The sequence below is a fragment of the Allobosea sp. 05L423 genome (genome assembly GCF_056397745.1).
Window position 1 is genome coordinate 39,211 of the sequence record NZ_JBFTOA010000010.1, and the last position, 14,264, is coordinate 53,474.

At 61.9% G+C, this 14,264-nt stretch carries 12 protein-coding genes, 1 tRNA gene and 2 pseudogenes; 6 read left to right on the forward strand and 9 right to left on the reverse strand.

Going from position 1 to position 14,264, the window contains the following annotated elements:
• Positions 1 to 28: 28 nt before the first annotated feature.
• From AC1DNE_RS20075 to AC1DNE_RS20090, 4 genes and pseudogenes are all read left to right on the forward strand, one after another.
• A pseudogene (locus tag AC1DNE_RS20075) lies at positions 29 to 316 on the forward strand (relaxase/mobilization nuclease domain-containing protein); the annotation flags it as partial.
• Between the two features lie 487 nt (positions 317 to 803).
• Entirely contained in the window at positions 804 to 1,064 is a 261-nt protein-coding gene (locus tag AC1DNE_RS20080) for a hypothetical protein (RefSeq protein WP_476765657.1), read from the forward strand.
• An 11-nt stretch (positions 1,065 to 1,075) separates the two neighbouring features.
• Positions 1,076 to 2,239, forward strand: coding sequence for a hypothetical protein (locus AC1DNE_RS20085; protein ID WP_476765658.1), 1,164 nt, complete (start codon positions 1,076 to 1,078; stop codon positions 2,237 to 2,239).
• A gap of 1 nt (position 2,240) precedes the next feature.
• Positions 2,241 to 2,696 carry a hypothetical protein gene (locus AC1DNE_RS20090; RefSeq protein WP_476765602.1) on the forward strand — a complete coding sequence of 152 codons (456 nt, stop codon included), beginning with the start codon at positions 2,241 to 2,243 and terminating at the stop codon, positions 2,694 to 2,696.
• 393 nt (positions 2,697 to 3,089) lie between these two features.
• Here AC1DNE_RS20090 and AC1DNE_RS20095 read toward each other — a convergent pair whose 3' ends face one another.
• Both AC1DNE_RS20095 and AC1DNE_RS20100 read right to left on the reverse strand, forming a co-directional pair.
• Positions 3,090 to 3,503 carry a hypothetical protein gene (locus AC1DNE_RS20095; protein WP_476765603.1) on the reverse strand — a complete coding sequence of 138 codons (414 nt, stop codon included), beginning with the start codon at positions 3,501 to 3,503 and terminating at the stop codon, positions 3,090 to 3,092.
• 95 nt (positions 3,504 to 3,598) lie between these two features.
• Positions 3,599 to 4,918, reverse strand: coding sequence for an aminotransferase class I/II-fold pyridoxal phosphate-dependent enzyme (locus AC1DNE_RS20100; RefSeq protein WP_476765604.1), 1,320 nt, complete (start codon positions 4,916 to 4,918; stop codon positions 3,599 to 3,601).
• A gap of 136 nt (positions 4,919 to 5,054) precedes the next feature.
• Between AC1DNE_RS20100 and AC1DNE_RS20105 the strand changes: the two genes are divergently transcribed.
• Positions 5,055 to 6,143, forward strand: a complete 1,089-nt coding sequence (locus tag AC1DNE_RS20105) for a helix-turn-helix transcriptional regulator (protein WP_476765605.1) — start codon at positions 5,055 to 5,057, stop codon at positions 6,141 to 6,143.
• 146 nt (positions 6,144 to 6,289) lie between these two features.
• On the opposite strand, the gene AC1DNE_RS20110 is transcribed toward AC1DNE_RS20105, so the two are convergent.
• The 6 genes and pseudogenes from AC1DNE_RS20110 to AC1DNE_RS20135 form a co-directional block, all read right to left on the reverse strand.
• Positions 6,290 to 7,117 (reverse strand): hypothetical protein, encoded by an 828-nt coding sequence (locus tag AC1DNE_RS20110; protein ID WP_476841166.1) that lies wholly within the window; start codon positions 7,115 to 7,117, stop codon positions 6,290 to 6,292.
• Positions 7,118 to 7,497: 380 nt separating this feature from the next.
• On the reverse strand, positions 7,498 to 9,207 hold the full coding sequence (locus tag AC1DNE_RS20115) for an ATP-binding protein (RefSeq protein WP_476765607.1): 1,710 nt from the start codon (positions 9,205 to 9,207) through the stop codon (positions 7,498 to 7,500).
• Positions 9,204 to 10,247: an SIR2 family protein gene (locus AC1DNE_RS20120; protein WP_476765608.1), complete on the reverse strand. Its 1,044-nt coding sequence runs from the start codon at positions 10,245 to 10,247 to the stop codon at positions 9,204 to 9,206. Before AC1DNE_RS20120 ends, AC1DNE_RS20115 begins: the two co-directional genes overlap by 4 nt.
• Before the next feature lie 234 nt (positions 10,248 to 10,481).
• Positions 10,482 to 11,123: pseudogene (locus AC1DNE_RS20125) on the reverse strand (magnesium chelatase domain-containing protein); the annotation flags it as partial.
• Between the two features lie 116 nt (positions 11,124 to 11,239).
• Positions 11,240 to 11,896 carry a peptide-methionine (S)-S-oxide reductase MsrA gene (gene msrA, locus AC1DNE_RS20130; protein ID WP_441473036.1) on the reverse strand — a complete coding sequence of 219 codons (657 nt, stop codon included), beginning with the start codon at positions 11,894 to 11,896 and terminating at the stop codon, positions 11,240 to 11,242.
• 82 nt (positions 11,897 to 11,978) lie between these two features.
• Complete coding sequence (locus AC1DNE_RS20135; RefSeq protein WP_441473037.1) at positions 11,979 to 12,239, reverse strand: hypothetical protein; 261 nt, start codon at positions 12,237 to 12,239, stop codon at positions 11,979 to 11,981.
• Between the two features lie 231 nt (positions 12,240 to 12,470).
• Here AC1DNE_RS20135 and AC1DNE_RS20140 point away from each other — a divergent pair.
• Positions 12,471 to 12,560 (forward strand) — tRNA-Ser (locus AC1DNE_RS20140).
• Positions 12,561 to 12,740: 180 nt separating this feature from the next.
• On the opposite strand, the gene AC1DNE_RS20145 is transcribed toward AC1DNE_RS20140, so the two are convergent.
• Positions 12,741 to 14,192, reverse strand: coding sequence for an aromatic amino acid lyase (locus AC1DNE_RS20145; protein WP_476765610.1), 1,452 nt, complete (start codon positions 14,190 to 14,192; stop codon positions 12,741 to 12,743).
• Between the last annotated feature and the right edge of the window lie 72 nt (positions 14,193 to 14,264).

The window sequence follows — 14,264 nt, forward strand, 5'->3', positions numbered from 1 at the left end:
GTCCCGCAAGGGCGGCCAGGAAGTGCGCATGCTCGACGCCCGCCACCTCGCTGCGGCCGACCTTTCCGGCCAGCTCCGCGAACTCGTGTCCGCGTCCCGGCATGGTCGGACTGACCGGCCGGTGCATCATATCCATGTCGATCCGCCCCCGGATGCCGACGCAGTTTCCGTCACGAAATTCTTCATGACGGCATATGAGGAAGAATTCGACCTTCAGGACGTGCCCTACTGTGCCGTGCGGCACGTCAAAAACGGCCGTGAACACGAGCATCGCGTCTACAGCCTGGTGAAGCCGAACGGGAAGGTTGTTTCCCTCAGTCACGAATACGCACGGCGTGAAAAGGTCAGCCGGATCACGGAATTTGCGTTCGGCTTGCCCTTCACCAAGGGCAAGCACAACCGCGCCGTCATCGCCGCCCTCCGGAAAGAAGGGCGCGACGACGTAGCCGAGGCAATGACAGCGGCCGGGCTCCATGACGGCCGCCGCCCCGTCGCCGTGCAGACCCCGCGGGAACGCGCGCAGGCGGAACGTACCGATATCCCCGTTGCCGATGTCCGCGCTGCCGCGCTTGCAGCATGGCAGGCGTCGGATTCCGGCGCCGCGTTCGAGGCCGCCCTTGCCGAACGCCGCCTTCGGCTCGCGGCTGGCGATCGCGGCCCGATGCTGATCGATCACGCGGGCGGGGCTCACGGCCTAGCCCGCTCCCTATCCGCAGCCGCCCGCGCCGAGGGTAGCCGGATCACAGCCGCCGATGTTCGGAAGCGGCTCGGCGACATCGACTTGCCCAACCTGGAGGACGTACATGACCGACGCACCAGCGCCCGAGCGCTCGCCGAATCCCGCGGAGGCGATCTTCCGGGAAGCTCGGGGAGCTCACGAGGCCAGCAGGACCCTTCTCCCCCTGCTCGCCCTTCTCGAGGAGCCCGAGGGCTCCGGGGCGCTCGACGAACTCAAGACCTTGCTCTCGACGATCGTGCAGATTCTCGGTCAGCACTCAGCGTCCCTGGAGCAGATCAAGGCCAGCGTCGGCAACGGACTCGGTGGGGCGAGTCCGACCGCGTAGCGATCGGGCGCTTGCGTTCACTCGAACTCGCACCGCTCCGGGCTCAGGTGAATTCGATCCGTCTCGCGCACGCCCGCAAGGCCGCCCAGGATCGGGCTGCGGCCCTTGCTCTGTCGCGCATTGATGTCCGCGACGCCCACGAATCTGCGCGTCGGATCGTCGCCGGCGAGCATGTTGCGCATATTCAAATTACCAGGGAGGGAACCACGATGAAGGGATTCAAACGCATCCACTCGCGCAAGCAGGATTACAAATCCGGGCTTCTCGAAGAACTCGCGCCGGGACTCGACGCTTCGCGATGGGCCGACGATCTCCATCGGATCGATCGAGATCGTCCCACCCCTAGAATCCAGACACGCGATCGGGGCTTCGTGGAGCTCGATCAGAAGGCCGGGATCGTCAGGACTTGGGGCCGCCCCGGCCGTGCCGCCGCGCTGGCCGAGGCTATTGCTGAGGCCCAAGGCTGGCATGTCGAATCCCTTCGTCCAGCCGGTGACATGCGGACTCTTCTCGACCGCGCTCCTTCCAGCCACGCGCCCCCCGACATTGCGGCATGGTGGCGCGAGCGTGGCTACGATGCTGTGCCCGGCCAGGACGGAGTTTGGATCGATGCAGGCAACGCTCGGCTCCAGGACATCGGCGACCAAGTTCGGCTGCACGGCCCGCTCACCCCCGAAGCTGCCCGTGCCCTGGTACTCAAGGCGTCGGAGGCCTGGGGCGGTGAAGCTGAGCTGTCAGGCTCCTGGTCGCAGCAGGACAAAGACTCGCTCTGGCTTGAGGCCCAACGTGCAGGCGTTCGCTTTGGCGCATGCGAACCCTCCGCCAAAGCGCGAGCCGTGTGGGAAGCCGAAACCGCCGAGGCTGCCCGGCGCGCGGATACCCTCAGTCTCGTCAAGGCGTCCACCGGCCCGGCCCGACTTCTTCTCGACGCCGCGGCGGGCGACGTTTCGGCGCTGGCGAAACTCGATCCCGATCTGAGAGCCTTCGTGAGTTCCTACCTGGACGACGAGCAGCGCTCGTTTTTCGCCAAGGCAGAGCTTGCCGACATCGTTTCGGAGATGGCCCATTTTCGTGAATTCGGCGCCGAGGAGCTCGCCCGCGCCGACAGCGAGCGCAACCTGAAGCCCACAAAGGTGGTCGATCCGCTTGAAATGGCACCGACCCCGGGGCTCTGAGATGGATCGCGACGCCTCGCTTCTTCTCCGCCGCTACGTCATCCGCCGTTCTAGCGGCGCTTATCCATGTCCCGAGTACGCGCGCCGCATTCCGATCGACGGCGTCGGCTTCGCGTGGCAGCGTTGCGACGAGCACGCCGCCCACGCCGCCGATCGATGGCGTCGCGTTCGAATCCGGGGACGCCCGTGGTGTCTCGTTCTCGGTCCGACGCTCGACGTCGCGCAGGACGTGGCGTTGCAGAGCTTCTTCGCGACCATGGATGACGCCGAGTGGTTTCGGCTTGAGCAGCAGGTTCGTCACCATCCCCGACGCTGCCTCTCGGACTGGCGCGCGGCCGGTCAACGTCTGATCGAAGCCGCCCAGGCCGCCGCGGCCGGGCATCGCGCGCCGGGCAAGCTTTCAGGTTGGCCCGCCAAGCGTGGAACGGGCGCACGCTCGCTCGTCCCAGATCGCTGATCGCGATCCGAATCCCATGAGGGATTGCCCCAACTGCCTTCGACTTTGGTCTGTACGGGCTTCCTATCGCCTCGTTTCAGGCCGATGAGCCTCCGGGACTCGAATTCTTCGATGCTTTGAGAATGCCTGCGTTCAAACGGACCAGGGCTGCCACGGTGCTCGCTTCGGGCAAGAGGGTTGGTCCTCGCCATGCTCACCTCCGGCTGCGCGTGGCTCCGGTCCCAAGCCCCTTGCCCTCCGTTGCGCGCCGTAGCGCCAGAGAGGCATCGGGACGGAGGGCATCGCCTCCGTCCCTCGCACTGCGAGGGGTTCGATCTTCCCTCCGGGAGGATCGAACAGAGGGCGGTCGGGATCATTCGATCGCGATGTCGAGCACGAGTTTCGAGTTGGGTCCTAATCAATCCTGATTGTGGAAGCCGAAAACTTGCACTCTCGGCCAACTCTAGTAGTAAGTTTTCTTAAATCCATCGTGCAATCCGCATAGACATAGGCATCAATCTTGTACGGAACTGCCATTGTAACTTCTTTTCCACTTGGAAGTTTTACGGGTATTTTTCTTTCGTGAACCTTTTCAATCCTGCAAATCCCCTCACCAAAGATCGAAATCTCTTCGATGCGGGCCGTTTCCTTATCGAAATATCGATCCGGCGTCGTTTCAAGGGCCGCGTAACGCTTATATTCTTGCCCTGGTTGCGTACAGGTATGATTCCCTGTGTCTACGACAACGGATACCTGCTCTTCTGCTGCGAACGCAGCGATGTTACCAAAAATAATACACGCAGATAGACCCAGATATAAGCTTTTCATTGCTTCCTCCCGCGCATAAGAAATTGGCGATTTTCAAATTCTTTACGATCTAGATGGAGTTTACATCGGTAATTCGCCCACATCGAAACTTGAGATCAGGCCAAGACGCCATCAGCCTGGACATCCATCCATTGTTCGCGCGCTTTGGCCTGTTCTCTTGCTGAAACCGCGACATCGACCATCGACCGAATATGGCTTTCCGTGTGATCGGCCATTACCTGCATGCGCCAGCGACAGGCGTTCCGGGCGACGGCCGGGTACTCGACCAGATTGACGATGCCGCCTTCCTCGGCCGCGTATTTCGTCATGAGCCGCGAGATCGAGGCGTTGCCGAGGATGACCGGAACAATCGCGCTGGGCTGCCCCATGACGGTGAAGCCCTCGACCGCAAGCCCGCCCCGGAGCAGCGTCGTGTTCGCCAGCAGGCGTGCCCGGCGCTCGTCGCCTTCCTGGCTGTCAATGATCGAAAGCGCAGCGTCGATGATTGCCGCCTGGATCGGCGTCATCGCATTGGTGAAGGTCGATGGTCCGCAGCTCGACCGCAGGGCGAACTTCAAGCCGAGATCGTTGCAAGCGACGAAGCCTCCTGGCGAGGCGAAAGTCTTCGAGAACGAGCCCATCAGGATATCGACCTTGCCGACCATGTCCTGGGCATGAAGGACACCGAGCCCGCGTTCGCCGAGAGCGCCGAGGTCATGGGCGCAATCGACCAGTAGCGTCGCGTCGTATCGATGGCAGAGAGCCTGAAAGGCTGCGATATCCGGGATATCGCTGTCCATGGAGAACAGGGTTTCGGTCACGACCAAGATGCCGGCCCGCGGGTCGCTGCCCCGAATCCGCTTCAGGCGCTTCTCGACCGCTTCGGTCGACAGATGAGGGAAACGGCTGACATGGGCGGTTGCGGCACGCGCGCCTTCCTGAAGGCAGGCATGGGCGAGGATGTCGATGACGACGTGATCGGTTTCGCGAACGAGCGTCTTGATGATGCCGTAGCCCGCGGCCCAGCCGATCGGGAACAGCGTCGCATCGGCATAGCCCAAGTACTCAGCCAAACGACGTTCCAGCTCTGTCGAAAGCGCCGTATTTCCCATCAAGATCGCGGAGCCGGCGCTATGAGCACCATATCGCTCCACCGCCGTTGCTGCCGCTTGGGCAATTTCCGGATGCCCTGAAAGCGACAGGTAATCCTGGCTGGCGAAGTTCACTCCCCGGAACGGTCTACCGTTCCGATAGGCGCCGTGAATTTCAGGGCCGCACTTTCCCAATGATGTCTTTTGGTAGGGGTCAATGCCGGCTTCGCCTCGGGCCAGAAACCAGTCGTTGATCGGCCGCCAGCGCGCGATGAGATTCCTGATGTTCAGGTCCGGATCGGGAATCGAGGAAAATCGAACGTCGCGGGAAATATACTCGGTCATTCATGACTCGGCAGGACGATTGAAAGCAATGTTCACAGTGCAAACATGGCATCTGGCGCGCATCACCCCGTAGGGTGACGATTGACGAATATTTCATGGTGCCGCATCAGCAGAGAGCGGCTCGGGGCGGTCTAGAATGTTGGATGCAGGCGAATTCAGCGATGCGGTGGCGATGCTCTACGAGGCCGCCGCAGTGCCGGAGGTATGGCCTACTGCAATCGCTCGCATAGCCCAGATTGCCGGCTGTACCGGAGGACTCCTATTCGCCCATTCCGATCTCGGCACCAATTGGGTGACCTGCAAGGAATTCGAGCCGGTCTTCCATCGCTTCATGGAACAAGGATGGATGAACCGGAATGACCGCATGGCGGGGCTTCTTGCCCACGGCCGCACGGGGTTCATCACCGACCATGATATCTTCTCCGATGAGGAGATGGATAAGACCCCGATGTATACGGACTTCCTCCGCCCGGAGGGTTACGGCTGGGGAACGGCAACTCATGTCCGGGCGTCGTCCGGCGAGAACATAGTCTTCACTCTGGAACGTAAGTTAGAGCTAGGACCGGTATCCCGACGGGAGGTCGAGGTCCTTGACGGAATCCGTCCTCACCTGGCCCGAGCGGCAGTGCTTGCTTCCAAGCTTCAGATGCAGCGGGCGCAAGCCAGCCTGGACTCCTTCGAACAGGCAGGATCGCCAGCCTCACTCATCGGCCTCAAGGGCAGCATCACGGCGATGAACCCCGGTTTCGAGGCTCTTCTTGGGCAAGTCATCATCCGCGCCCGGGACAAGATCGCGCTCGATGACGATCGCGCGAACGCGCTTCTCCAGAAAGCCCTGCAAGACCTTGCTCAAGATCGTCTTGGCGATACCCGCTCGATCCCCGTTCCCCGGAAGGATGACAGCCCAGCCTTCGTCATCCATGTCCTGCCGATCCGGCGGCAGGCGTTGGATATATTCTCGCGCGCGCAGGCGATGCTGGTCGTCACGACGTCGGACCGGAGCCTGCGGATCGAAGCGTCGCTCCTTTGCGAACTGTATGATCTGACGCGCGCCGAGGCGGCCGTGGCCAACCGCATCCTCGAAGGCCTTTCCGTCAACGAGATCGCCGTCGAACACCGCGTCTCCCGGGAGACCGTTCGATCCCAGGTCAAGAAAATCCTCGCGAAGACGGGATGTCAGTCGCAGGCGGATTTCATCCGGCGGCTGGCTCCATTGGCGATGTGACCGAACGAGCTGCCTCGCCCAGAACTCCGGGCGATTGGACGGTCATGGCCGTCGCCATCTGCCGCTGGCGTCGATATTCGACGACCAAGCCCGGGCAACGCCCGTCGATAACGGGGGGCTGCTTTCGAATTCGTAGCCTGCCGCGGTCATTCGATCGCGATATCAAACACGAGCTTCGAGTTAGGTCCGACCGATGTGTGGCCGATGATGTCGCACGAGGTCTTGGAACGCATCGGAGCAGCGCCTTCCAGCGTGAGCTTGCTGATTCCGAACATCGAATGGTAGGTGCCGCGGGCCTCATACGCCGCCGCCTGGCAGCCCTTTTTGAAGACGTAGGCCGTGCCTTTGATGACGATATCGGTATCGCCATCCTTCCAAGGTTGCCCCCGAAAAAGGACGGTACCGGGCTTTACCGTGGCCGCTATGGATTTCTTCGGCCGGTCGTAGACGATCAGCCCCTTCGCCGCATCGACGATGACGATCGACCCGTTGTGATCGTAGGGCGGGCCATCGAGCTTAGCCTTGTTGATCTCGACGGGAACCTGCGTTCCGATACTGGCAGGTTGAGTTCCTGTAGCCGGGCCGGATAGCTTGACTTCGACAAGGCGGCCGTTCTCGCACCTTTTCCAGATGTCGTAGCTACCTGTTCCTTCCTGCATTCTCCAGATCGGAAAACAGAATCCCGGGCCACCAACCTCGATGTCGGGCCAAGCTTTGTCGGCCCTCGTGATGAAACTCAGACCGCCAGCGGGAACGCTCAACGCGGTCCGCCATCCTCCTGCGCCATCCGATACGAAGAGAGATATCTGCTGCCCAACCATCCCGAAGCAAATGCTCGCTCCGGCCGTACCGGTTTCAATCAGGATGATTTCATCAATGCCGTCGCCGTTGATGTCCTTGACCTCGGTTGTCTGTTCGAGCTTTCCGCCTCCAATGCGCAGGCATTCGCTGTATTCCCGGGAACTCTTGGCCACGGTGGTGACAGCAGCCTTGATCTCGGGCTGAGTCAGTGAAAGCGCACCTGTAGCTGACAGGAAAGCTGCTGCAATCGTAGAAACGCATAAAATTGAACATAGTCTCATTGAGCACCCCCATGGCAGAGGTGACGTTACTGAATGACATGTTGAGGGTGGGTGAATTGATACCGATCGAATCGATGCGACAGGCATCTTGTTTCAGTAGCTTGGCCTGCTGCGCATAACTCAGGTGTAGACTAGCGCGGCGACCGCGACTGAGAGCACGCTCAGCCGCAGAGCTTGGGTGAGGCGCCAGCAAACCCTGTCCAAGGTGCACCGCTTTCGCCGGGCAGTGTTCGACCGAAACTCTGCTCGCTGAGAAGCTTCCTTCGATACTACTAGACCTTCTGGTTCCGCCAAGCGGTCAGCACGGCTGGCATGTCGAGATCGGTTGGCGCCTTAGCCCAGCTCTTCGCAAAAGACGCGTCATCACTTTCCGGTTCGGGATTCGGACGATCAATCCGAATCCGCGTTGGCATCATCACGGAATCCCCGAGCAGAATCGCCTCTCCGCGCCTAAGCGTCGAGAACATTGCAGATATGCCCCTAACCGAGTCTGGCAGCAGGTTGCGGACATACGCTTGATCGTCAGGATTGGAAATCCTGAGGCACAAGAAGCTGCCGCATTGTGATAGGATAGTGCTTGAGAGTTCGCGAGGACGCTGACTAATAACGGTTAAGCTGATCCCGTACTTGCGTCCTTCTTTCGCGATGCGCTCCGCCGAGGTGCGTGCGGCCTCGGTGGCGGGATCGTGGTCCGAGAGATATATATGAGCTTCGTCAGCAAAAACCGCGATCGGAAACTTCTCCTTGTGAACGCGGCGGTACCAGTAGGAAAAATCAAACAGGCAGCGAAGAATCAGCGATATGACCGAAGCCCGCACATCGAACGGTACCGTGCTCAGATCGACGACGACCACCTTCTTGCGATTCCCGACCGTCTCACCCAGTAACCGCCTGAATAGATCATCCATAGAGGCGCTTGATGCATAGGTCGTAGGATTGAAGATCAGGTCATAGCGCCGGTCGTTCATGCGGGAGTCGATCCGCATCAGGAGCCGCGTGAACTGACCATGCAATGGGCCCTTGATGTCCTTGCTGGAGCCGGGAACCATCTGGGAATCGAGAGCGCGGAAATCGTCTATGAGTAGATTGAAATCAAAATAGACTGGCGTGTCGATCGTAATCTTAGGGATGCCAAGCTTTTTGTTCTCAGAATGATTTTCCTTTGCGGCCTGCAATAGTTCCTTGAATTTGGCTATCTGGTTTGGGGCAGCCGCCTCGCTCCGGTCGACCATTAGCCCGAGCAACTCTTCCGAATTCATCAACCAGTAGGGAAGCTCCAGATCTGATGCCGTGATCACGTCAGCATAGGGGCCAAACGACGAACCGTATTCGCCGTGTAGATCGAAGAGCACAATCGTCGATTGCGGGAAGGTGCACATCTTCTGAACTACTGAGGCGACAGTCCATGACTTGCCACCACCGGTTTGGCCGAGAATGGCCGCATGGCGTGTCAAAAAAGCATCGAGGTTGATCTTGGCGGTTTGACCGGGAATCAACGAGAGTGTCCCCAGTGAGAAATCGCCTTCGGCATAGCCCGCATAGATACGGTCAATGGTTTGTGCATCGACCGCGAAAGTTGGCGCGTTCACAGTGGGCATTGTGTCGGTGCCGCGCTCGAACACCCCCGCCGCATCAAGTGTCCCTACCGGAACCGTCGAGAGGCTGCGCGACACGCGATCGATGAGCAGCATGGTATCCTGATCTGCCTGCTTGATCTCGCTCGCCGAGATGCGCTCCTCCTTCATTTCGATGCCGGTGACCATGCACAGCAGATAACCGGCCGGAAGAGAGACCATAACAAAAGTCCCGGGCTGCCCGATGAGCAGGGGCGCCGGTCCCGCCTCGCTCGGGATGTCGACTGTCATGCTGGCTGGGACGCCGGAGGGCGGCTCCTCGCCATTGAAGTCAACCAGCGAGACGAACACCTGATCACCCGTAACAGCGACTACCTTCCCGATTCGATAGGCAGCGGTTGTGCTCATGCGAACAGCTCCACGAATTTGCTGAATTTCCAAAGATCGGTGCCGGTCACATGCGGGGTCCCGCCGCTAATACCGCCAGTAACGAAGCCCGCGCTGAACGCAGGCGCCGCCTTGAGGTTGGCCATCCCTACCGTTTCGGAAGCGCTCAACGCAAAGAGGCGAATCTTGCCGCTCGTGAGCGCGGGCACGATCAGATTGGCGTTGATATGATCATCGCCATAGCTGAAGCCGCAGCTCACCATGTACTTGCAGTCACTACCCAGAGCTCGACTGGTGACGGCAAACAGAGCGTCATGCGGGTACAAGAGCGTGTCCATGACCTTGCCCCGGCGGGGGAGCACCATAACCCGCTTCTCTGCCGCGCTGATCGAAGTAGGGTGGCGCTCGAACACCTTGCTGTCGCGCGTGAACCAAGACACTGATCCGTGAAGCTTGATCAGACGGATAGTTAGGACAGAGCGCTCTTCGAAACGGCGGTTGGCCTGCATCGCACCGCAGGCGGTTACAAAGCGCTGGTGGTCAAAAAAGCGCTCAACGGAACCGATGAACCCCGTCTCAACAACTACACCTGCGATCGCGCCAGCCAGCTCGAACAAGACGTCGTAGTTCGTCGTAAGAATGTAGACACAGCAGGCCCGCCCAAAAGCACGCGCCTTCAGCAGCTCAAGAAAGCGCACATGATAATCAAGCTTAGGGTGCGTAACTCCAAGGATTACGTCGGTCACGAGCTGCCGAAGGCGGGCCTCCAAGTCCACGAATCGGGGGCCGCCCGAATTGATCGCGTGAGCCATGACGGCATCGGCAATCAACTCGATGTTCGGCTCAGCGGTCACCGAATCGTAGGCCAAACCAATTGCTGACAGCGCTTCATCGAGCGCCGCGCGCTCTGTCGTACTGAGCGCACCCACAACGTCTTTGGTGAGGCCGGCCATCATTGGATAGCCAGCCTCAAGCGAAGTGCCCGAGCCGAATAAAAAGCCCGTATTCTCGAGGCCGCTGCTTATGTTCGGCAGCATTGCCCCCAAGTTATAAAACGTCATCCCGGCTTATCCCCCGGGCCGATATACAAGTGATTCTTGCGGCCACGCAATCAGACCGAAGGCGCCCATGACAACGTTGCGCCATGGGCGCCCGACTTCTAGCGCCAGCGTAACGTTAACCCAGGGCGCACCTGATCGAGCGGTATCGGCTTGGACCGCCTATAATGAAACGAGCAGCCGCTCCGGAGCGTCGCAGAAAGAGGCTTCGCCTTCGTAGTTAATGTAGCACAATCTCAGGAGATTGTGCCCGCCGGCCGCAGCGATTTCGAGCGCGCGGCGCGCGCTCTCCTGCCCCTTGATATCGACGAGATCAGGCAGAAATCCCCCTTGACGGGCCACTGCCGGCTCCGGCCGCGCCATCACCTGCGTGCCCTTGAAATGGTTGGCGAGCTGGATAAGGGAGCGCGGCGCGAGGATGTCGATATCGGCGGCCGCCCAGGCTGCTTCCGGGCCGGAAGCGGCAGGACAGATCAGACCCTGCCCTCTTGCATAGGCTGCGATCGCTGCCGGCAGGACACCGGCCACCGGAGTGATCGAGCCATCGAGGGCGAGCTCCCCGAGCACGGCATAGCCGGCGAGCGCATCGGCCGGGATCGCGCCGATTGCCGCCATGACGGCGAGCGCGATCGGCAGATCGTAGTGGCTGCCCTCCTTGGGCAGATCGGCTGGCGCCAGATTGACGGTGATGCGCCTGGCCGGCAGGGCAAGCCCCGAGGCGATGAGCGCGGCGCGCACCCGTTCGCGGCTCTCGGCGACGGCCTTGTCAGGCAGCCCGACCAGAATGAAGGCGACGCCGCCGGCCGCGACCTGCACCTGAACATCGACGGCGCGCGCTTCGATCCCCTCGAACGCCACCGTCGCGACCCGCGTCACCATCTCGGCCTCGCCCCATTCCCCATAGGAACGCTAGCGGAGCTTCAGCGACAGCGCAAGAACATATCAAGAACTTAAGGCGAGACAGGGAGGCGATCGCCTCCCTGCCCGGACAACGCTCAGGCTTCGACGCCCAGGCCGATCTGGCAGGCGACGCCGGTGCCGCCAAGGCCGCAATAACCCGCCGGGTTCTTGGCGAGGTACTGCTGGTGATAGTCCTCGGCGAAGTAAAGCGTCGGCGCCTCACGGATCTCGGTCGTGATCGGGCCGTAGCCCTTGGCGGCCAGCGCCTTCTGGTAGTCCGCACGCGATCGCTCGGCGGCGGCCTTCTGCTCTGCATCGTAGGTGTAGATCGCGGAGCGGTACTGCGTGCCGATATCGCCGCCCTGGCGCATGCCCTGAGTCGGGTCATGGTTCTCCCAGAAGATCCTGAGCAGATCCTCATAGGAAATCTTGGCGGGATCATAGACCACCAGCACGACCTCGGTGTGCCCGGTCAGGCCGCTGCACGCCTCCTCATAGGTCGGATTCGGCGTGGTGCCGCCGGCATAGCCCACGGCCGTCACCCAGATCCCCTCGCCGCTCTGCCAGAACTTGCGCTCGGCGCCCCAGAAGCAGCCGAGCCCGAACAGCGCCTTGCGCGTGCCTTCCGGATAAGGGCCGGCCAGAGCGCGCCCGTTGACGAAATGGGTTTCAGCGGTGGGAATCGCAGCAGGGCGGCCCGGCAGGGTCTCGGCCGCCGTCGGCATCTCGGTCTTCTTGCGCAAAGAGAACATTCCTCGCTCCGTTCGTTCGAGCTTCGGCGCCTATGTAAGCCTCCGGCGGCCCTTCGCACAGGGGGCTTCGCGCACACGGGCTTCACCGACGCGTGACGATGCCGATCTGCGGCTCCGGCTGCCGCCCCAGCCATAGCAGCGCGAATCCGAGCAGAAGCGCCGCGAGCGCAGTCGGCATCCGCATCACCGACAGCAGCACGGGATCCCAGAGCAAGGGATGGATGTTGCGTTCGACAGCTGGCTGGAGCTGCGCGTAGCGCTCATGGATCAAGGCGGTCAGGGTTTCGCTCAACGCCGTGAAGCGCAGGGCGGAGTTGGCGATGGAACGGGCGCCGTCGATCACGAGCGCTACGAATCCGGCCGCAACGGACAGATATCCCAACAGTCGCAGAAGAAACCTCACCTTGCTCCCCGTCTCAGTTTGCCACTCGCGTATCTGACTGCGGCCCCAGCTCCAAGATGTGCTCATCCCAGGGGCTCAGCGCAACCGGACGCGCAGGTTTTAGGGGATTGTGCAAAACCCTTCATCTCGGGCCTTGAAAGATGCTGGCCCGGCAGTCATAAGCAGCGCGCCGGACAGGTGGCCGAGTGGTTGAAGGCGCACGCCTGGAAAGTGTGTATACGGGAAACCGTATCGCGGGTTCGAATCCCGCCCTGTCCGCCAGCAATTCCCAAAAGATGATTTTTGAGAGCGCTCAACCGCCTCAAGAGCTCGACCGGCTCCGCGAGTGTTTCCGGATGGGATCCAGAAGCTCGTCAGCAAGCCGATGGAGAGACGCAGCCTGGCAGCGCGCCAGCCGCTGGAGGTCGGCGCGGCCTGCTTTCGGATCGGCCCCTGGAGCCATCAGCCGAGAGTGAGCATGCTCCGGATCTCGGCGTCGCATTGGCCGATATGCTGCAGCAGCGGATCGATATGGGGCACCCTGTCGCCAGCCGCGGCGAAAGGAGCGGCCTCGCGAACCAGCGCATGGAGCCTGCCCGTCACGGCGCCGAGCGGGGCGGCCTTCCGGATATCGAGGGCTTGCGCGGCGACGAGCAGCTCGATCGTTGCGATCGAGCGGCACAGGCCCGCCACCTCGGCCGTCTTGCGGGCCGCCAGCCCGGCCATGCCGGCCCGGTCGAGATTGCCGTTGGAATGGCTCGAGCTGGCGAGCTCGTGCACGACGGGCGCCGTGGCGAGCCGTGCCTCGGACGTGATCGCCTTGTGGAACTGCGCCAGCCCGTTGAAGCCGGGAAGGCCCACGCCATCCTCCTCGATCAGCCCGACGGTGAGGCCCGACCAGAAGGAATCGACCAGCTTCGCGACACGTTCCGCCGAGCTGGTCACGACCGGGGCGAATCCCAACCGGGCAACGTCGAGCGCCATCGACAGCGAGACCGTGTCGAAATTGGCGACGGAAATGAGCGCCTGCTCCTCGATCGAGACGATCGGGTTGTTCTGGCTCGCCCGCAGCTCGGTTTCGACCTGGCCATAGGCGAACTCCAGGCTATCCGCCGCCGTGCCGTGGAGCAGCGGCAGCGAGCGAAAGCTCAGCGGGTCCTGCAGATGACGCGGCCCGCCCTTGGCGAAGAGATAGCTTCCTGCGAGGTAGTGGCGGATCCGCGTACCATGTCGATTGAGCCCGGCGAAGGGGCGCGACTGCAGCGCGGCTTGCGAGACGATCGACGGGTTGGCGGCGAAGCCCTCCATGCTCAGCGCGGCGATCAGGCTCCAGAGGTCGAGGCTATCGCGCAGATCGGCCATGGCCAGCGCCGCGGTGCCCAAGGCGAGCGCGCTGGAGTTGAGCAGCGCCAGGGCTTCGCCGGCCTGCAATTCGAGGTCGCCATAGAGCGCCAGCGCCAGATCGGTGACCGGGGCCATGTCGCTCTGGCCCATCGAGCCCCATATATGCACGTCGATCGTGCGATCCTCGTTCAGCGCAGCAGCCAGCCGCTCGGCCAGCAGCGGCCGAACGCCGAGGCGCCCGCTCGCCATAGCGTTGAGCAGCACCGTCATCATCGCCCGGACAGCCTCATGCGGGGCGAGAGGCCCGTGTGCGACATTGTGGGTGAGCAGCAGGCGGCGGTTGAACTCGGCGATGCGATCGGGCGCGAGCGGCACGCCGGTCTTGGCGCCGACGCTGGTGGTGACCCCGTAGACCTTTTCGCCGCGCGCCACCGCATTGTCGACGATGGCGCGAGCAGCCTTCATCCGCTGAACCGCATCCGCCGTGACCGAGACCTGAGCCTTCCCCCTGGCGATGCGGACGAGCTGGTCGATCGTAAGGTCGAAACCGGTAATATCCACATGGCTCATGGCAGATCCGTCCCCAGCAAGGCTGCCCAGTGTTCGAGGCGTTCGATGCCCCCTTCACCGGGCTCGTTCTTC